We start from the raw sequence: 18,676 nt of genomic DNA, 5'->3' as shown, positions 1-18,676 counted from the left end.
CTCCCCCCTTGAGGGGGAGATGGCCGGCAGGCCAGAGGGGGGTACGCCGGAGCAATCATCGTCACACCTGCAGGATCGAGGAGACAAGCAACTGGGTATAAGGCGCGCGCGGATCGTCGAGGACGCGGTCGGTGAGGCCGCTTTCGACGACGCGGCCGTCCTTCATCACCATCATGCGCTGCGACAACAGCCGCGCCACGGCGAGATCGTGGGTGACGACGATGGCGGCCAGGCCGAGATCGGTGACCAGGCCGCGCAACAGATCGAGCAGGCGCGCCTGCACCGAGACGTCGAGGCCGCCGGTTGGCTCGTCCATGAACACCAGCCGCGGCCCGGTGACGAGGTTGCGGGCGATCTGCAGGCGCTGGCGCATGCCTCCGGAAAAGGCGCGCGGCTCGTCGTCGATGCGGTCTTGGTCGATCTCGACACGAGACAACCAGTCGACCGCCGTTGCGCGGATCCTGCCATAGTGACGGTCGCCGACCGCCATCAGCCGCTCGCCGACATTGGCGCCGGCCGACACCGTCATGCGCAGCCCGTCGGCCGGGTTCTGATGGACAAAACCCCAATCGGTGCGCATCAGGAAGCGGCGCTCGGCCTCGCTCATGCGGTAGAGTTCGCGAAACTGGCCGTCGCGCATCCGGTAGCTGGCGGTGCCGGAGCTGGGCAGCAGTCGAGTTGACAGGCAGTTGAGCAAAGTCGTCTTGCCGGAACCGGATTCGCCGACCACCGCCAGCACTTCGCCCGGCCAGAGGTCAAAAGTGACGTTCTCGCAGCCGACGCGCGAGCCGTAGAATTTGGACAGTGCCGAAACGCGCAGCAGCGGTTCGTCGATCATTGCGCCGGCTCCGTTTTTCCTGGGGCAAGATGGGTCTCGGGCGCGAGATGGCCGCGGCCGCCTTCCGCGCGCCGCCTCTCGCAATGATCGGTATCGGAGCAGACGAACATGTGGCCGCCATGGTCGTCGAGGATGACCTCGTCGAGATAGACGTTCTCGGCCGCGCACAGCGCGCAGGGCTGGTCGAAGGTCTGCACCTCGAACGGATGGTCCTCGAAATCGAGGCTGACCACATCGGTGAAGGGCGGCAGCGCGTAGATGCGCTTTTCGCGGCCGGCGCCGAACAATTGCAAAGCCGGCGAACGGTGCATCTTCGGATTGTCGAATTTCGGCGTCGGCGAGGGATCCATCACATAGCGGCCCTCAACCTTGACCGGGTAGGCGTAGGTGGTGGCGATGCGGCCATGCCTGGCGATGTCTTCGTAGAGTTTTACATGCATCAGACCGTATTCCTCCAGCGCATGCATCTTGCGCGTCTCCGTCTCGCGTGGTTCGAGGAAGCGCAGCGGTTCGGGGATGGGCACCTGATAGACCAGCACCTGGCCGGCACTCAGCGGATATTCGGGAATGCGGTGGCGCGTCTGGATGATGGTCGCCTTGGCCGTCTCGGTGGTGACGGCGACATTGGCGACCTTCTTGAAGAAGGCGCGGATCGAAACCGCATTGGTGGTGTCGTCGGCGCCCTGGTCGATGACCTTGAGCACATCGTCCGGGCCAATGATCGAAGCGGTGACCTGCACGCCGCCGGTGCCCCAACCATAGGGCATCGGCATTTCGCGCGAGGCGAACGGCACCTGATAGCCAGGAATGGCGATGCCCTTGAGGATCGCCCGACGGATCATCCGCTTGGTCTGTTCGTCAAGATAGGCGAAGTTGTAGGTGGCGATGTCCGCTGGTTGTGCACTCATTCCGCTGCCTGCCTCTTTTCTTCGGCCTTGCCGGCATTTTCGCGGGCATCATGCTCGGCGCGCATGCGGCGCACGAGGTCGAGCTCGGCCTGGAAGTCGACATAATGCGGCAGCTTCAGATGCTCGACGAAGCCGGTCGCCTGGACATTGTCGGAATGCGAGATGACGAACTCCTCGTCCTGCGCTGCGGCGATGACATCCTCACCCAACTCCGAGGCGCGCAGCGCGCGGTCGCATAGCGCCATGGCCATGGCCTTGCGCTCGCTCTGGCCGAAGACGAGGCCATAGCCGCGGGTGAATTGCGGCGGCGCCTTGGCCGAGCCCTTGAACTGGTTGACCATCTGGCATTCGGTGACGCGGATGCTGCCGAGCGGCACGGCAAAGGGCAGTTCCGGCACGTCCAGTTCCAGTTCGACCTCGCCGATGCGAACCTCGCCGACGAAGGGATGGTTGCGCGCGTAGCCGCGCTGGGTGGAATAGCCGAGCGCCAGCAGAAACCCCTCGTCGCCGCGCGACAGCGCCTGCAGGCGGATGTCGCGCGCCATCGGGAATTCGAGCGGCTCGCGGGTGATGTCGCCGGGGGTATGATCCCCAGGCAGGTCGCCGTCGGGCTCGATCAGGCCTTCGCGGGCGAGGATGGCCGAGACGCGCGGCATGGCTTCCGCCTTGCCTGCGCGCTGCTCCGGTTCGGCGACATCGCCGCCGGCGGCGAGCTCGGGATCGAGCAGGCGGTGGGTGTAGTCGAAAGTCGGGCCGAGCAGCTGCCCGCCGGGCAGGTCCTTGTAGGTGGCCGACAGCCGTCGCTCGACCAGCATCGTGCCGGTGTCGATCGCCCTTGTGTAGCCGAAACGCGGCAGCGTGGTGCGATAGGCGCGAACCAGGAAGATCGCCTCGATCATGTCGCCGCGCGCCTGGACGATGGCGAGTGCCGCCAATTCCCGGTCGTAGAGCGAACCTTCGCTCATCACCCGGTCGACGCCGAGCGCCAGCTGCTCGACGATCTGGTCGAGGCGAAGTGCGGGCACCGAGCGGTCGCCGCGCCGGCGGTCGGCGAGCAGTTTGTGGGCGTTGCGAATGGCCGCTTCGCCACCCTTTACCGCGACATACATGCTATGCCTCCATCGTCTTGATGCGCGTCGTGCGCGGCAGGCAGGCAATTGCTTCGGACGTGGCGAGGATGATGTCGACGCCACGCGGAAAACGCTGCTTGTTCTGCTTCCATTGCTCGACGAAATGGCGCGGCATTTGCGCCGGCGCGATCGTCGCCGTCGTCTCGATGCCCGGGCCTTCGAGCAGCAGCGCAGCGCCGGAGACAAGATCGCTGACCTCGAGGATCAGCGTCGTGGAGCGATCGGGATAATCCCGGGTGCCTTGCGAAAACCCGTCGAGCGCCATCATCTCGGCCGGCGTGGCGATCAGCGCGAAATGCGCGTCGGCCGGGGTGTTGGCCAGCGGCGCGCCGGTATGAAAGCCAAGCCAGGATTTCACCGTCGCTGAAGCCTGCAAGGCGTGGTCGAGCCAGAGCGGCGTGTCGTTATCGCACAGCGCCAGCGCAACGGCGCCGGCGGTGGCCGACAGCGGCACCGGGGGGTGGGCGAGGGCCGGCAGCGGCTGCACACTGCCTGGCCGCGCCATCGCGTCCATCACGGCACGGAATACGGTCTGCGCGTTGAATACCGGATCGGCGAAGCCGCCTTCAATGGATTGAGTGGCGATATTCATCAGTCTTCTCCGCGCACCATGGTGAAGAAATCGACCTTGGTCGCCGCCGTCTCGGCGCGGCGCTGTTCACGCGCCTTGGCCAGTGCCGCCTGCAATGGCGCAACGATCCTGATCTCGACCTCATTGCGGTGGGCCGGGTCCTGCCACAGCGCATCGGCGATTGCCGCCAGCCTTGCCTTCTGCTTGTCGCGGCCGAGCGCGTAGCAGTGGCCGACATGGCCGGACGCAAGCCGCACCGTGGCACGGGTGACCGTCGCCTCGCCGACATTGAAGGGCGCGCCGCCGCCGCCGATGCGGCCGCGTACCGTAACCAGGCCGGTTTCGGGGCCACGCAGAAGTTCCGCTTCGCAAGGCAGGCCGGCTTCGTCCCAGAGGCGGACGATGTCGTCGCCGGCCGATTGCGCCAGCGTCGTCATCACGGCCTTGCGCTCGGCCCGCTCTCGCGCTTCCCGTCCTCGCATGGCCGTACTCCTCGTTTGCGTGAATTTGTCTATTGATATAGACAACTATACAAATTATACTCGTTATCTAGCGCGTGTCCATGACGGGCACGTGACACGGGCCAAAAGATCGGCGCAAAGAATTGGGGCGGGAGATGATCGGACAAGCCAACCGCATCGAGCGGCGCAGCGGTGTCGCGCTGTGGCGACAGATCGCCGACCAGATCCTGCATTCGATCGCCGCCGGCGATTTTCCCGAGAATGCCGCGCTGCCGCCGGAGATCGCGTTGGCCGGACGCTATGGCGTCAACCGCCACACGGTGCGTAGCGCTATCGCAGCGCTGGTGCAGGAGGGTGTGCTCAGGGCGGAGCAGGGGCGCGGCACCTTCGTGCTGTCGCGCAACCGGCTGTCTTATCCGATCGGCGCCCGCACCCGCTTTTCCGAGGGATTGCAAGGACAGGCGTCCGAGCGGCATATCACCTTGCTCGCGTCATCGATCGAGCCGGCCGACCGTCGTGTCGCAGAGGGCTTAGGCCTTGCGACGGGGGCCGATGTGATACGCCTGGAAACGCGCGGCGAAGCCGATGGAATGCCGGTGTCCCGCGCGGCCGGCTGGTTCGATGCCAGGCGCTTTGCCGGCATCGATGCCGCCATGGCGGAAACCGGTTCGATCACCGCATCACTGGCACGTTTCGGCATCGACGACTATCTCAGGCAATCGACCGTGCTGTCGGCGCGCCATGCCGATGCCGCCGACCTTGCGGACCTCGAGCTGCAGCCCGGCGCCATCGTGCTGGTGACGGTCGCCGTCAACGTCACGCCCGACGGTCAGCCGATACAGTTTTCGGAGTCGCGCTTCCCGGCCGAGCGGATCGAGCTCAAATTGTCGGCGCTCTGAGATACGGCAGCCCTGGCATCATCCGACCTGAATGACAGCCTTGATCAGGCCAGACTTCTCATGCGCCCAGCGGGCGAGGTCGTGCGGCGTCTCGCCAAGCGTGGTGCGGTGCGTCACAAGCTTTGCCAGCGGCAGCGCGCCGTTGCGGATCGAGGCGGCGACATGGTCGAAATCGGCACGCAGGGCGTTGCGGCTGCCGATCAGCATCATCTCGCGCTTGTGGAATTCGGGATCGGAAAAGGCGATGTCGTCCTTGACGACGCTGACCAGGACCAGCGCTCCGCCATGCGCGACATGAGCGAAGGCCGACTGCACCGACCGGGTGTTGCCGGTGGCATCGAAAACCACGTCGAAGCCGTTGCCGCCGGTTGCTTCCCGCACCAGGTCGGCAGCGGTGCCTCGCGAGCCGTCGAGCGTCGCGAAGCCGAGTTCGCTTTCGGCAAAGCCAAGCCGTTCAGCGCTCATGTCGAGCAGCGTCACATCGAGCCCGGCGATGCGGGCGAACAGCGCCGTGCCGAGCCCGATCGGGCCTGCGCCGATGACCAGCGTGCGCGCACGTGGATCAGCCAGCGAGCGCCGCACGGCATGGGCGCCGATCGCCAGGAATTCGACGGCGGCGGCATCGGCCAGCGACAGGCCGTTTGCCGGATAAAGATTTTGCGCCGCCACCAGGATCTGCTCGCACATGGCGCCGTCGCGGTGGACGCCGAGCACCTCGATCCTGACGCAGCAATTCGGCTTGCCTTGCCGGCAGGCGTTGCATTTGCCGCAGGCGAGATAGGGATTGACGATCACCGCTTCGCCGACGGCGAGATCGACGTCCACGCCAACCTCGATCACGGTGCCGGAAACCTCGTGGCCCATGATGCGGGGATAGGCGAGGAACGGGTGCTTGCCTTCGAAGATGTGATAGTCGGTGCCGCAGATGCCGACATGGCTGACGGCGACCAGCGCCCAGCCGGCGGGGGGCGCGCCAGGCGCCGGACGATCTTCGAGGACAAGTTCGCCGGGCGAGCGGCAGACGACGGCTTTCATGCTTCAATCCAGTCGGTTCATGGGACTGCCGGCCCTGCTGTGGCGAGGCCGGCGATTGTTGGGAGGCGGTCTATTTGCCGCGGCGGCGCAGCCCGTCGAAATAGACGATGACGATGATCAGCACGCCGGTGATGATGCGCTGCCAGAAGGCGTTGACGTTGAGCAGATTGGCGCCGTTGTTGATGGTGGCAAGGATGAAGGCGCCGAGCAGCGGTCCGTGCACGGAGCCGACAGCGCCGAACAGCGAGGTGCCGCCGATCACCGAGGAGGCGATCGCCTGCAATTCCCAGCCCTCGGCCTGCGTCGGATTGCCGATGCCGATGCGCGAGGCAAGCAGCACGCCGACGAAGGCCGCGCACAGGCCCGACAGCGTGTAGGCCATGTAGATGGTGCGCTGGACGTTGACGCCTGACAGGCGCGACGCCTCGGCGTTGGAGCCGACCGAGAACAGATAGCGGCCCCAGCGGCTGTGGTGCAGGAAGATGTAGGCTGGGATGCCGACCAGGATCACCATCCAGAACAGATTGGGGACGCCGGCGAAGGAACTGCGCGAGAACGTCTGGAAGGCGTCGTTGTTGATCGAGATCGAGTTGCCATTGGTCATCAACAGACCGATCCCGCGCAGCGAGGTCAGCGTTGCCAGGGTGATGATGAAGGGCGGCAGGCCCATCTTGACGATGCCGAAGCCATGGAACATGCCGATGGCGACGCCGACCAGCAAGGTGATCAGGATGGCGAGGAAAACCGGTGTCCCGGCGTTGATCAGCATCGCGACGATGACAGTGGCGAAGCCGACCACGGCGCCGACGGAAAGATCGATGCCGCCGGTGATGATGACGAAGGTCTGGCCGACCGCCAGGATGGCGATCATCGACCCTTGCCGCAACAGGTTCGAGATGTTGTTGGCCGAGGCGAAGCTCGGCGTCGCCACCGACAGGATGATCCATAAAAGAACCAGCAGCGCCAGCAGTGTCAGCCCGAACAGGGCGTTGTAGTTGCGTTTCGGCCTTTCGGCAGCGATCGCCTCGGTGCTCATATCCGTCCTCCCGGTTTTTCTTGTTTCTCGGCCAGCGCCTGGGTGAGGATCTCCTCGTGGTCAGCGGTACGAAAGCCGTGCGTGGCCACCAGCTTGCCGCGCCGGAACACGTGCAGCGTGTCGGCGAGTTCATAAACCTCGGGCAGGTAGGACGAGATCAGGATGATGCCGGCTCCCTTGGACAACAGCGCGCCGAACAGGCGGTAGATCTCGGCCTTGGTGCCGACGTCGACGCCGACAGTCGGCTCGTCGAAGATGAATAGCTTGGCGCCATGGGCGAGCCATTTGCCGATGACGATCTTCTGCTGGTTACCGCCGGACAGGCTGGAGGCCAGCGCGCCGCGCGTCGGCGTCTTGATGCGCAGGTCGGCGATCTGGCGATCGGCTTGCGCCTTTTCCTGCGCGCGGGAGATCAGCAGATTGCTGGAGATGCGCTTGTAGATCGGCAGATTGAGGTTGAGTCCGACCGGCAGGTTGAGGCAGAGGCCCTGGTCGCGGCGGCTTTCCGGGGCCAGCGCCATGCCGAGCCTGATCGCGTCATGTTCGGAATTGACCTTGACCTCTTTGCCCTCCCAGAGGATCTGGCCGGCCGATTTGCGGTGCCGGCCATAGAGCGTGGTGACGAACTCGCTGCGCCCGGCGCCGATCAGGCCGTAGAGGCCGACGATCTCGCCGGCGCGGACGGACATCGAGACATTTTCGAAACCCTTGCCGGACAGGTTCCTGGTTTCGACGATGGTCGCGCCGGGGGTGAAATGCTCCTTGTGGTAGACCTGCTCGATCGAGCGGTTGATCATCATCTTGACCAGCTCGGCGTCATTGGTCTCGGCAATGTTCCTGGTGCCGACCAGCGTGCCGTCGCGCAGCACCGAGACGCGGTCGGCGAGCTCGAACACTTCTTCCATGCGATGGCTGATGTAGATGATGGTGACGCCTTCGCCCTTCAGCCGGCGGATCAGCGTGAACAGCTGGTCGGCCTCCTTGCGGGTAAGATAGGCGGTCGGCTCGTCGAAGATCAGGAATTTAGTGCCGCGCACTGTGGCGCGGGCGGCGGCGATCAACTGCTGCTGGCCGATGGTCAGGTCACCCAGCATGACATGCGCCGGCAGGTCGAAGCCGAGATCGTCGATGATCTTCTGCGCCTGCCTGACCATCGCCCGCTGCTGCAGGATGCCGAAGCGGGAATCCTCCTCGCCGAGGAACATGTTGGCGGCGACGGTGAGATGGCGGCACAGGACGACTTCCTGATGCACGGCATTGATGCCGAGCGCCATCGCCTCATGCGGCGTTGCCAATGCGGCAGGCTTGCCCTCCCAGATGACGTCGCCGGAGGTGCGCGGCATGACGCCGGTCAGAAGCTTGATCAGGGTGGATTTGCCGGCGCCGTTCTCGCCGACGATGGCGTGGATCTCGCCGGCCTTGAAGGCGAGATCGACCGGCTTCAGCGCATGGGTGCCGGGATAGCGCTTTTCCAGCCCGCGGAGTTCGAGGATGGTCCTGCCCGGTTCCAGCGTTGGGGCCGGATGGAGTTCCTGCGCCGTCGACATCATGACAATCCTCCCAGATTGGCCCCCAAAGATTGGCCTCGCGATTGGCACGAGTGGGATGTTTCCGGGGCGAAAAGGCCCCGGAAACAGTTCACCTGAGGCTATGCTCAGTCGAGCTTCGGGTTGAGCAGCGCGTCGATCTTCGGATCCTTCATGTTGGCCTTGGTGACCAAATTGGCGCCCGTGTCGACATTGGCCTCGACCTTCTCGCCCTTCGAGGCGGCGAGCGCCGTCTTGATGCCGTCATAGCCCATCCGGTACGGATCCTGGACGACGAGAGCCGAAATGACGCCGTCGTTGAGGAACTTGATCAGCTTCTCGTCGCTGTCGAAACCGACCAGCCCGACCTTGCCGGCAAGACTGTTCTCGGCGATCGCCTGGCCGACGCCCTGCGCCATGATCAGGTTGGAGGCGAAGATGCCCTTGAGGTTGGGGTTGGCGGTGATCAGGTCGGTGGCGATGTTGAGGCCGGTGGTGGCCTGGCCGTCGGCGTATTTGTCGGCGACCAGCTTGAGGCCCGGATATTTGGCAGCGAGCTGTTCCTTAAAACCCTGGGCGCGCTGTTCGAGCGAGCCGGCGCCCGGAAGAGCGGTGATCAGGGCGACGTCGCCCTCGACCTTGCCGCCATTGGCTTCGCCGATGGCTGCGGCAAGGCCGTCAGCGGCAACGCGGCCGCCCTGGATGTTGTCGGTGGTCAGGAACGAGGTGAAGGCCTTGGAGTCGGCGCCAGAGTCGATGCCGATGATCTTGACCTTGGTGGCGGCCTCGTCGATCGGCTTGCCGAGCGCCTTGGCTTCGGTCGGCGCAATGACGACGGCCGCCGGGTTGCCGGCGACGGCATTTTCAAGGATCGAGATCTGGCCGTTGACGTCGGTCTCGGCCTGGGCGCCGAGCTCCGGCACGTTGACGCCGAGGTCCTTGCCGGCCTTGCGGGCTCCCGCCAGAACGATCTGCCAGTAGAAGGACGTGGTGTCCTTGACGATGATCGGAATGGTCGCGTCGGCCGCGGATGCCGGGGCCGAGTGCATCACGCCGGCAAGCATCGAGGCGGCTGCGAGTGCCACGAAGGCGCGGCGATTGAGAATGCTGGTCACGAATTTCATTAGGAGTCCTCCCTAAGTCGCCCGGTGAATGTTACGGAAGCTCCATTCGGATGGCGCGGCCCAAACGGAACTTTATCAATAAAAAACATTTACCGCATTTTGATAGTGCATCACCTCGGTCGGCGCAAGCGATGTTTGATGGCCGCTCGAATGGCTGGGCGGGAAAGCTTGCTCCCTCGGAACTCCGCTGCCAATCTCCTCCAATATGTCGCATGGAATATTAATTCCATCATACAGTCAATATGGAATGTTCATTCTTTTTCGGGGTGTACGAACTGTGACACCTGGCAATCACGTCAGGTGTTTGCGACCGGCTTAGAGCGTCGCTCCGAGGTGCCACGGCACGAACTCGTTGTCGCCGTAGCCGAACTCTTCGCTCTTGGTCTTGCGGCCCGAAGCCGTCTCGACGATCAGTTCGAAGATCTCGCGGCCCATGCCGGCGATGGTCTTTTCGCCCGAGGCGATGACGCCGCAATTCACGTCCATGTCCTCCTCCATCGTGTGATACATGGTCGAGTTGCTGGCGACCTTGATCGACGGCGTCGGCCGGCAGCCGAAGCAGGAGCCGCGGCCTGTGGTGAAGACGATGACGTTGGCGCCGCCCGCCACCTGGCCGGTGGCCGAGACCGGGTCGTAGCCGGGCGTGTCCATGAACACCAGCCCGTGCCCGGTGACCTTTTCGGCATAGCCGAAGACGCCGTTGAGCGGCGTCTGGCCGCCCTTGGCGACCGCGCCGAGCGACTTTTCCAGGATGGTGGTCAGGCCGCCGCGCTTGTTACCCGGTGAGGGATTGTTGTCGATCGATGCGCCATGCTTGGCGACGTGGTCTTCCCACCATTTCACATAACCGTCGAGCTTGGCGGCGATCTCGGGGGTTGCGGCGCGATAAGCGAGCAGGTGCTCGGCGCCGTAGATCTCCGTCGTCTCGGAGAGGATGCCGACACCGCCGACGCCGGCCAAAATGTCGACCGCGGCACCCAGCGCCGGATTGGCGGTGATGCCGGACATGCCGTCGGAGCCGCCGCATTGCAGGCCGACGACGATCTCGCTGACCGGGATCGGCTCACGCTGAAGCTTGCCGACCTCTTCGGCGATCTCGGCCAGCACGACCAGCGCCTTCTCGACCGATTTGCGCGAGCCGCCGGCTTCCTGGATGTTGAAATGGCGTTTTCCCGCGGCAACGCCCTTCTGGCCGTAGAGGGTGAGCTGGTTGACCTCGCAGCCGAGCCCGACCATCAGCACACCACCAAAATTCGGATGACGGGCATAGCCGGCCAGCGTGCGGTGTAGCACCATCATGCCGTCGCCGGTGGCGCTCATGCCGCAGCCCTGGCCGTGGACGATCGGGACGAAGCCGTCGATGCCAGGATATTGCGGCAGAAGCGTGCGGTTCGCCGCGTCAGCGATGGCGTGGCAGACGGTGGCCGAGCAATTGACGCTGGCAAGAATGCCGATGAAGTTGCGCGTGCCGGCGCGGCCGTCGGCGCGGCGGTAGCCCATGAAGGTGCGGGCGCGGTCGGCCTCGGTCGCATGCACTGCCTCGTTCGGCGGCACTACCGGCAAACGCCCGCTTTCGAAGACCAGATTGTGCGAATGGACATGCTCGCCGGGCGCGATGTTTTGCGTGGCGCGGCCGATCGCCTGGGCGTATTTGACCACGGCCTCGCCGGCCGCAATCGGCTTGATCGCCACTTTGTGGCCCGGCTCGATCACTGCGGCGGCGACGGCGCCGCCCGGCAGCACGGTGCCGATCTCGATGCGGCCATTGGCGACCGCGACATTGTCGGCGGGAGACAGAAGAATGCTGTTTGCGGCGTTCACGGGAGCTTCCTGGGTGTGTTCCTGGGTGCGCGAGCGGATTGACACGCGGCTCTTAACATATAATGTCTTTTATCGTGAAAAAACATTTTTGCGTCAATTGTTTTTTCGCCAGAGCGCGACGCGTCTTTTGGATGCGAGAAGTAGGCTCTACAACCAAAACTAGCGTTGCGCATGATGTTTTCCGAAAAGGTACCGGTTTCATGCGCGAGAAACGCTTCACACTGGCCGCAAACGCCGATGCGCCACGGGGCAGGGGATGTCGAAGAGCAACAACGTTTACAAGGACGCCTATAATCGCGGTCTGAGGCTGCTCGACGAAACCAGGAGCCTGCCTTCGGAGCCGGAGCTGGGTACGCTGCTCGGCGTCAGCCGCACGACGGTCCGCACTATCCTTGCGCGCATGGAAGAAACCGGGCTGATCGATTGGAACAAGCGCAGCAAGACGGTCCTGCGCGAACCGCGACCGGACGATTTCTTCCCCGAGGAAGAAACCGACACGCTGGCCGAGATCATCGAGCGCTCCTTCATGCGGCGGCTGCTTGCCAGCGGTGCCGAAGCCGGCATGCAGATCAACGAGCTCGAACTGGCGCGTGAGATCGGCGTCGGCACCACCAGCGTGCGCGAATTCCTGATCCGCTTCTCGCGCTTTGGGCTGATCGAGAAGCGCCGCAACAGTCACTGGGTGCTGAAAGGCTTTACCCGCGCCTTCGCGCTGGAGTTGACCGAAATCCGCGAGATGTTCGAACTGCGCTCGGCCGCAGCCTTTGCCGCTCTGCCCGAGGACAGCCCGGTGTGGGCCGACCTCGACCACCTGGAAGACGAGCATCACCGGCTGGAGCGCGAGATCGCCGTGCGCTTCAACGAATTCTCCGAGCTTGACGAGCGCTTTCACCGGCTGATCCATCGGGCGTCGCACAACCGCTTCATCGTCGATTTCTACGACGTCATCGCCATGATCTTCCACTACCACTACCAGTGGAACAAGGCGCAGGAGCGCGAGCGCAACGAAGTCGCGGTCCAGGAGCATCTCGCCTATATCGCCGCGCTCAAATCGCGCGATCTCGCCAAGGTCGACGCCGCCTGCCGCAAGCACCTGAAATCGGCCCGCCACACGCTGCTGACGTCCATTCCCGAGGGCAGGCAGCCGCAACGCGCGTGATTGTGTTGCGTTGCCGCAGCAGCGTTTTGGCGATTTTCCGGCCGCCGGCTCCGTGCTAGAGAGCTGACGTTGCTGCGTGAAGAGGCTGGTTCTTGACCATACGCCGGAGACGATGGAGCATGCCGGTCGCGTTCGCCGCGGCGTGGCTTTTCATGTTCCAGTCGATGTTCGGCGCGTTTGCTTCCGGCGGCGCGCCGAACGCCTCGCAATTCGATGCTTTCGGCAACACGATCTGCACCCATGACGGTGCGACGCAACTCCCCGCCGGCGATCCGCATCAGCAGCACATGCCGGGTTGCTGCATGCTTGGCTGCAACCTCGTTTCGGCGGTCTACGCGCCACCCGATGCCGCGGGGAGCCTGGCTCGCAGCCTTTCCGTCGAAACCATCGCCTTTTTCCTGCCGGCCTTCCGGCATCGCGATTTCGCCCGCGCCCGCACTCCGTCCAATCCGCGCGCACCACCGGCGACGGCCTGATCCGTTCTGGTTCGCGCCGCGCAACGCTTTGCCGGCGCGTTTATCGACATCGTTCGCGACCGGCCATCGGCGCGATCCCCTAAAGTCCACGGAGCAATCATGTCTCACTCTTTTCGCGCTGCCGCATCCAGCCGCAGGCGCTTCTCACTGGGTCGTTTCGAGCAGCGTCTCGGCGTCGCCCTTTGCGTTCTTGCCCTCCTGTTCGCCAGCGCCCAGACGGTGTTGGCACACGAGTTCAAGCTTGGCGATCTCGAGATCGGGCACCCCTGGTCGCGCGCCACGCCAGCCGGCGCCAAGGTGGCCGGCGGCTACTTCACCATCACCAACACAGGCAGTGCGGCGGATCGCCTGCTGTCGATCACCTCCGACATTTCGGCCAAGGCCGAACTGCACGAGATGGGCGTCAGCAATGGCGTCATGACCATGCGGCCGGTCATCGGCGGCCTCGAAATCCCGGCTGGCGGCAAGGTCGCGCTGGCGCCTAACGGCTATCATTTGATGTTCATGGATTTGAAGCGGCAGCCCAAGGAGGGCGAAACGTTCTCCGCCACGCTGACCTTCGAGGAAGCCGGGCCCGTGCAGATTGAATTCGCCGTGCAAGGCATCGGCAGCGCGGCGCCCCAGGACGACGACTGACTTGGCCGCTTCGAGAGGTAGCCTCATGAAGAAATCTCTTTTGCCCGGCTGCGTGCTTCTTGTCCTCGGGACCAGCGCGGCCTTTGCCCACATCACGCTCGAAACGCCGGAGGCGGCGGTGGGCTCGACCTACAAGGCGGTTCTTCGGGTGCCGCATGGCTGCGAGGGCAAGGCGACGACCGCGCTGCGCGTGCAGATCCCGGAAGGGGTGCTCTCGGTCAAACCGATGCCGAAGCCGGGTTGGACACTGCAGGTCAAGAACGGCAAATACGAAAAGTCCTACCAGCTCTACGGCCAGGCAGTGACCAGCGGCGTCAAGGAGATCGACTGGAGCGCCGGCAGCCTGCCGGACGAGTTCTACGACGAATTCGTCTTTCGCGCGACGCTGGCGTCCGACCTGCTGGCAGGCCAGACGCTGCATTTCCCGGTGGTGCAGGAATGTGACGGGGTTGCCGATCGCTGGATCGAAATTCCGGCGGCCGGGCAGGCTGAGGACGCGCTGGAATTTCCGGCGCCCGGCCTCAAGCTGCTGCCGAAGAAGTGATCTTTACGCGGCGCGCTCTATCCGAAAGAGCGCGCCGCTGTCTTTGTGGCGGTGACATGAGTGCGGCATCCATCGTGCGAACGGCCTGCACAACCGGCCGGCTTGCCATCGGCCTGCTGGCCGCGATTGTGCTGCTTGCCACCATTGCCGCGCCAAACGCAGCCTTCGCCCATGCGGCGCTGATCAAGGCCGAGCCGGCTGACGGTGCGGTGCTGGCGCAGAGCCCGTCGCAGATGTCGCTGACCTTCAGCGAGCCGGTTTCGCCGCTGGTGCTGACGCTGGTGCGGCCCGACGGCACGTCGGTTCCGCTGACGTCCTTTCGGCTCAGCGGCCAGACCGTCGAGATCGACAATCCGCAGGCGCTGACGTCGGGCACGCATGTGCTGAGCTGGCGGGTGATTTCCGCCGACGGGCATCCGGTCGGCGGCTCGGTGCTGTTCTCGGTCGGTGCACCGAGTGCTGCGCCGGCCCCTTCCGAAGCTGTCGACCGGGCGCTTCGAACGGCGATCTGGATCGGCAAGGTTTTTCTATACATCGGCCTGTTTTTCGGTGTCGGCGGTGCCTTTGCGCTAGGCTGGCTGGCGCAAGGCGGCCGATCCGGCCAGAACATGATCGTCGCCGCGATCCTGTGCGGGCTGGCCGCCGCACTTTTGTCGCTCGGTTTCCAGGGGCTGGATGCACTCGGCGCGCCGCTTGCCCGGCTGGCGCAGCCGGTCATCTGGCAGACCGGGCTTGGCACCAGCTTCGGCTGGACGGTGCTGATCGCGCTGATGGCGCTCGGCCTGAGCCTATTATCGCTGGTCGTGCCGCCCGCCGACGCAAAGCCGCTGGCCTTGGCCGGACTGGTTGGCGTTGGCGCAGCACTTGCCGCCAGCGGGCATGCCAGTGCCGCCGAGCCGCAATGGCTGACCCGGCCGATGGTGTTTCTGCACGCCACTGGTATCGCGATTTGGTCCGGGGCGCTGGCGCCGCTCGGTCTTGCCTTGAAACGGCAGCCGGACAAAGCCGGGCCGTTGCTGCGCCGGTTTTCACGAGCGATCCTGTTCGTCGTGGCGGTGCTTGCGGCAGCCGGCATCGTGCTCGCCGTCATCCAGGTGCAAACGCCGTCGGCGCTGGTCCACACTGCCTATGGCCGGCTGCTGCTGATCAAGCTGGTGCTGCTCGTCTTTCTGTTCACGCTCGCTGCCGTCAACCGCTTCAAGCTTACGGTCCCCGCCGAGGCGGGAAAGACGGAAGTCCAGCGGCGACTGGCCCGCTCGATCGGCATCGAGGTGCTGATCGTGGTCGCGATCTTCGGCATCGCCGCCGGTTGGCGCTTCACGCCGCCGCCGCGCGCGCTGGCGATCGCCGCGGCACAGCCGGCATCGGTGCATATCCACACGCTCCAAGCGATGGCCGATCTCAGTATTGCGCCCGGGCACACCGGACCTATTGCCGCTTCGATCTTCATCATGACCGGCGATTTCGGCCCGCTCGACGCCAAGCAGGTAACGCTGGTCCTGTCAAAGCCCGATTCCGGCATCGAGCCCATCAAACGCCCGGCGACGAATCCCGGCGACGGCACCTGGCGCGTCGACGATCTCGTCATTCCGGTCGCCGGCCGGTGGACGGCGCGGCTCGATATCCTGGTCTCGGATTTCGAGATGGTGAAGATAGGGGCGCCGATCGACATCAGGCCGTGACGAGAGCGCTGGTCCACGCAAGACAATTCGGCGAGGCGGTTGACGCGGCCGCGAACCCCCGTCAATCATCGCCATCAAGAATGGGCGTCCAACCCAATCGCGGGCTCAAACCAACAAGATCCGAAAGCAGGGAAGAAACGATGGAAAAAGCCGAAATAGGCCTGATCGGCCTTGGCACGATGGGCTCCAACCTGGCGCTCAATATCGCCGAGAAGGGGCACCGCATCGCCGTCTTCAATCGCACCGCGGCGCGCACCGATGCCTTTGTCGAAAATGCCGGCGCGCTTCGGGATAGGGTGGTGCCCTGCTACAGCCTCGAAGAACTGGCCGCCGCGATCCGGCCGCCGCGGCCGATCATCATCATGGTGCTGGCCGGCAAGCCGGTCGACGAGCAGATCGCGGCATTGCGCGGCGTGCTGTCGGCCAACGACATCGTCATCGACGCCGGCAATGCCAATTTCCGCGATACGATGCGGCGCTTCTCCGAGCTTACCGATTCGGGCCTGACCTTCATCGGCATGGGCGTGTCCGGCGGCGAGGAGGGAGCACGCCACGGTCCCTCTATAATGGTCGGCGGCACCGAAGAGTCCTGGAAGCGCGTCGAAAAGGTGCTGACCGCGATCTCGGCCAAGTTCAAGGGCGAGCCTTGCGCGGCGTGGCTTGGCACCGACGGCGCCGGCCATTTCGTCAAGACCATCCACAACGGCATCGAATATGCCGACATGCAGATGATCGCCGAGATCTACGGCATATTGCGCGACGGGCTCGGCATGGGGCCGAAAGAGATCGCTGAGGTGTTTTCTCAGTGGAACACGGGCAGGCTCAATTCGTACCTGATCGAGATCACCGCCAAGGTGCTGGCCGCCGACGATCCCAAGACCGGCAAACCGGTGGTCGACATCATCCTCGACCGCGCCGGCCAGAAAGGCACCGGCAAATGGTCGGTGATCGAGGCGCAGCAGCTAGGCATCCCGGCCACCGCAATCGAAGCGGCTGTGGCGGCGCGCGTGCTGTCGTCGATCAAGGACGAGCGGCTTGCCGCCGAAAAGGTCTATGGCGGCGGCGTGAGCAAGATTTCCGGAGACAGGGACGCCCTGCTCGCCGATCTCGAGCTGGCGCTGTTTGCCGGCAAGATCGCCGCCTACGCGCAAGGCTTCGCGGTAATGAGCGGCGCGTCGAAGGAATTCAACTGGAACCTGCCGATGCCGGTCATCGCCAAGATCTGGCGGGCCGGCTGCATCATCCGCTCGCAATTGCTGGATACGATGGCGGAGGCCTTCGGCGGCGGCGGCGCAGCCACCAACCTGTTGATGGCGCCGGCTTTCGTCTCATTGATGCAGGAGGCGCATCCGTCGCTTCGGCGTGTCGTCGCAAGGGCGGCCGAAGCCGGCTCGCCGGTGCCGGCCCTGTCATCTGCACTTGCCTATTTCGACAGTTACCGGCAGGGCCGCGGCACTTCGAACCTGATCCAGGCGCAGCGCGATTTCTTCGGCGCGCACGGCTTCGAGCGCATCGACGGGCAGGGTTCGTTCCATGGTCCCTGGGGGAGTGGGGCGGCGGGTTAGCGCCGCGACTTGGACCTAGAGTTCAATTTTGCGGTCGTCAGAAGGCAGATATCTCCAGCCACCAACTGGGTGTCGGTTCGCGCCAGGAACCTGCTATGCCGGTAGAGACGATTGACGGTCTCATCGGTATCGGCGGTGCCGCGAATCTGTGGTAAGCCGCCGCTCAACCAACCAAAGGACGACACCTGTGAGCGAACCGACCGTGGCCCAGGCGACCGAAAGTATCTATGCCTCGCTGCGGGCGGATAATGCCGACATCGACGCACATATCGCGACGCTTAAAGCGGCGCTGACACGAGAAGGGATAAAACAGGCGGTGTTCGATCCTACCAAGTTGGCGCAGAACAACCGCTCGGGGCGCAAGTTGATGCAGGCCTATTTTCGCCAGCGCGGCGTGAGCGTGAGGTTTTCGGACTAGTAGAGCCGCGCGGGTGATCTCAAGCGCGCCGTTGGGAGTTCTCGGGCCGGTCCGGCGGTTCGCCATCTGGACGTCGGGACTGCGCCTCATGCACGAACCCGCTTCGCGGGAGGGGCGCCTCGTTCTGAGATGGCGCGACTGCCATTTTGACTTGAGCGGGTAGAGGCGTCGATCTGACCATGGAGTTCCCTTCAACGAGAGGAACTCGCCATGGCTACCCTGTCGACCGATGCACCAATCTCTCCGCTTCGCCAGCGCATGCAGCACGACATGCTCATGCGTGGCCTGGGCTCCCATACCCAGCAGGACTACGTTCGTCACGTCCGGCGCTTCGCTGTGTTCCTTGGCCGCTCGCCCGACACTGCGACGGCTGAGGACATCCGTCGATTCCAGCTGCATCGGCATGAGAGCGGCGTCGGCTCTGCGACGATCAATGGCGCGGTCTCGGCACTGCGGTTCCTGTTCCTGGTGACGCTGAAGCGGCGGGATCTGGCACGTGTGCTGGTGATCATGCGCCATCCACGCAAGCTGCCGGACGTGCTGAGCGTGGAGGAAGCGGCGCGGCTGCTCGAAGCAGCACCTGGCATCAAGTACAAGGCCGCGCTCGGTGTCGCTATGGCGCGGGTCTGCGCGTATCGGAGGTCGCGCACCTCAAGGTCGATGATATCGACAGCACACGCATGCTGATCCGCGTCGAACAAGGCAAGGGACGCAGGGACCGCAACGCCATGCTCTCGCCGCAACTTTTGGAACTGCTGCGGCTGTGGTGGCGCGAAGGCAGGCGTCGCGGGGTGATGCTTCCGCATGGCTGGCTGTTCCCGGGGCGCAGTTGCACCGATCCGATCTC

Annotated in this window: 18 protein-coding genes and 1 pseudogene; 9 read left to right on the top strand and 10 right to left on the bottom strand. The window is 64.5% G+C overall.

Annotated elements, in window-relative coordinates; all coding sequences use genetic code 11:
• Positions 1-61 precede the first annotated feature (61 nt).
• From phnK to phnG, 5 genes are read right to left on the bottom strand one after another with little or no spacing between them, the layout of a single operon-like run.
• Positions 62-838, bottom strand: a complete 777-nt coding sequence (phnK, locus tag NKH04_RS28570) for a phosphonate C-P lyase system protein PhnK (RefSeq protein ID WP_353045327.1) — start codon at positions 836-838, stop codon at positions 62-64.
• Entirely contained in the window at positions 835-1,746 is a 912-nt protein-coding gene (locus tag NKH04_RS28565; RefSeq protein ID WP_352918352.1) for an alpha-D-ribose 1-methylphosphonate 5-phosphate C-P-lyase PhnJ, read from the bottom strand. Before NKH04_RS28565 ends, phnK begins: the two co-directional genes overlap by 4 nt.
• Positions 1,743-2,855, bottom strand: coding sequence for a carbon-phosphorus lyase complex subunit (locus NKH04_RS28560; protein WP_352918350.1), 1,113 nt, complete (start codon positions 2,853-2,855; stop codon positions 1,743-1,745). The genes NKH04_RS28565 and NKH04_RS28560 overlap by 4 nt, the downstream gene beginning before the upstream one ends.
• A gap of 1 nt (position 2,856) precedes the next feature.
• Positions 2,857-3,468: a phosphonate C-P lyase system protein PhnH gene (gene phnH, locus NKH04_RS28555; protein WP_352918348.1), complete on the bottom strand. Its 612-nt coding sequence runs from the start codon at positions 3,466-3,468 to the stop codon at positions 2,857-2,859.
• Entirely contained in the window at positions 3,468-3,929 is a 462-nt protein-coding gene (gene phnG / locus NKH04_RS28550) for a phosphonate C-P lyase system protein PhnG (RefSeq protein ID WP_352918347.1), read from the bottom strand. The genes phnH and phnG overlap by 1 nt, the downstream gene beginning before the upstream one ends.
• A 134-nt stretch (positions 3,930-4,063) precedes the next feature.
• Here phnG and phnF point away from each other — a divergent pair, with 134 nt between their 5' ends.
• Positions 4,064-4,807, top strand: a complete 744-nt coding sequence (gene phnF / locus NKH04_RS28545; RefSeq protein WP_352918345.1) for a phosphonate metabolism transcriptional regulator PhnF — start codon at positions 4,064-4,066, stop codon at positions 4,805-4,807.
• A gap of 18 nt (positions 4,808-4,825) precedes the next feature.
• Here the strand turns inward: phnF and NKH04_RS28540 are convergent, their stop codons facing one another.
• The 5 genes from NKH04_RS28540 to NKH04_RS28520 all read right to left on the bottom strand — a co-directional run bounded on the left by NKH04_RS28540 (position 4,826) and on the right by NKH04_RS28520 (position 11,349).
• Positions 4,826-5,842: a zinc-binding alcohol dehydrogenase family protein gene (locus tag NKH04_RS28540; RefSeq protein ID WP_352918343.1), complete on the bottom strand. Its 1,017-nt coding sequence runs from the start codon at positions 5,840-5,842 to the stop codon at positions 4,826-4,828.
• Between the two features lie 70 nt (positions 5,843-5,912).
• Positions 5,913-6,878, bottom strand: a complete 966-nt coding sequence (locus NKH04_RS28535) for an ABC transporter permease (protein ID WP_352448376.1) — start codon at positions 6,876-6,878, stop codon at positions 5,913-5,915.
• Complete coding sequence (locus NKH04_RS28530) at positions 6,875-8,428, bottom strand: sugar ABC transporter ATP-binding protein (RefSeq protein ID WP_352456805.1); 1,554 nt, start codon at positions 8,426-8,428, stop codon at positions 6,875-6,877. Before NKH04_RS28530 ends, NKH04_RS28535 begins: the two co-directional genes overlap by 4 nt.
• A 104-nt stretch (positions 8,429-8,532) precedes the next feature.
• On the bottom strand, positions 8,533-9,528 hold the full coding sequence (locus NKH04_RS28525) for an ABC transporter substrate-binding protein (protein WP_023675208.1): 996 nt from the start codon (positions 9,526-9,528) through the stop codon (positions 8,533-8,535).
• A gap of 315 nt (positions 9,529-9,843) precedes the next feature.
• Positions 9,844-11,349: a UxaA family hydrolase gene (locus NKH04_RS28520; RefSeq protein ID WP_352685868.1), complete on the bottom strand. Its 1,506-nt coding sequence runs from the start codon at positions 11,347-11,349 to the stop codon at positions 9,844-9,846.
• 256 nt (positions 11,350-11,605) lie between these two features.
• Between NKH04_RS28520 and NKH04_RS28515 the strand changes: the two genes are divergently transcribed.
• The 8 genes and pseudogenes from NKH04_RS28515 to NKH04_RS28480 all read left to right on the top strand — a co-directional run.
• A complete protein-coding gene (locus NKH04_RS28515; RefSeq protein ID WP_352685870.1) occupies positions 11,606-12,508 on the top strand; it encodes a GntR family transcriptional regulator in 903 nt (300 codons plus the stop codon).
• 119 nt (positions 12,509-12,627) lie between these two features.
• Positions 12,628-12,984, top strand: coding sequence for a DUF2946 family protein (locus NKH04_RS28510; RefSeq protein WP_352685872.1), 357 nt, complete (start codon positions 12,628-12,630; stop codon positions 12,982-12,984).
• A gap of 99 nt (positions 12,985-13,083) precedes the next feature.
• Complete coding sequence (locus tag NKH04_RS28505; protein WP_352539441.1) at positions 13,084-13,620, top strand: copper chaperone PCu(A)C; 537 nt, start codon at positions 13,084-13,086, stop codon at positions 13,618-13,620.
• A gap of 25 nt (positions 13,621-13,645) precedes the next feature.
• A complete protein-coding gene (locus tag NKH04_RS28500) occupies positions 13,646-14,164 on the top strand; it encodes a YcnI family copper-binding membrane protein (RefSeq protein WP_352918340.1) in 519 nt (172 codons plus the stop codon).
• Positions 14,165-14,220: 56 nt separating this feature from the next.
• Complete coding sequence (locus NKH04_RS28495) at positions 14,221-15,846, top strand: copper resistance CopC/CopD family protein (RefSeq protein ID WP_352918338.1); 1,626 nt, start codon at positions 14,221-14,223, stop codon at positions 15,844-15,846.
• A gap of 140 nt (positions 15,847-15,986) precedes the next feature.
• Positions 15,987-17,411 carry an NADP-dependent phosphogluconate dehydrogenase gene (gene gnd / locus NKH04_RS28490; RefSeq protein ID WP_353045326.1) on the top strand — a complete coding sequence of 475 codons (1,425 nt, stop codon included), beginning with the start codon at positions 15,987-15,989 and terminating at the stop codon, positions 17,409-17,411.
• 187 nt (positions 17,412-17,598) lie between these two features.
• Positions 17,599-17,829 carry a hypothetical protein gene (locus NKH04_RS28485; protein ID WP_095488311.1) on the top strand — a complete coding sequence of 77 codons (231 nt, stop codon included), beginning with the start codon at positions 17,599-17,601 and terminating at the stop codon, positions 17,827-17,829.
• Positions 17,830-18,039: 210 nt separating this feature from the next.
• Positions 18,040-18,676 (top strand): annotated as a pseudogene (locus NKH04_RS28480) (tyrosine-type recombinase/integrase); the annotation flags it as partial.

Origin of the sequence: Mesorhizobium sp. M1365, from assembly GCF_040317865.1 — a bacterium.
In the GTDB taxonomy this organism is placed as follows: Bacteria; Pseudomonadota; Alphaproteobacteria; order Rhizobiales; family Rhizobiaceae; genus Mesorhizobium.
The sequence above is the reverse complement of the archived record's forward strand: the minus strand, read 5'-3'. Positions and strand labels throughout refer to the sequence as shown.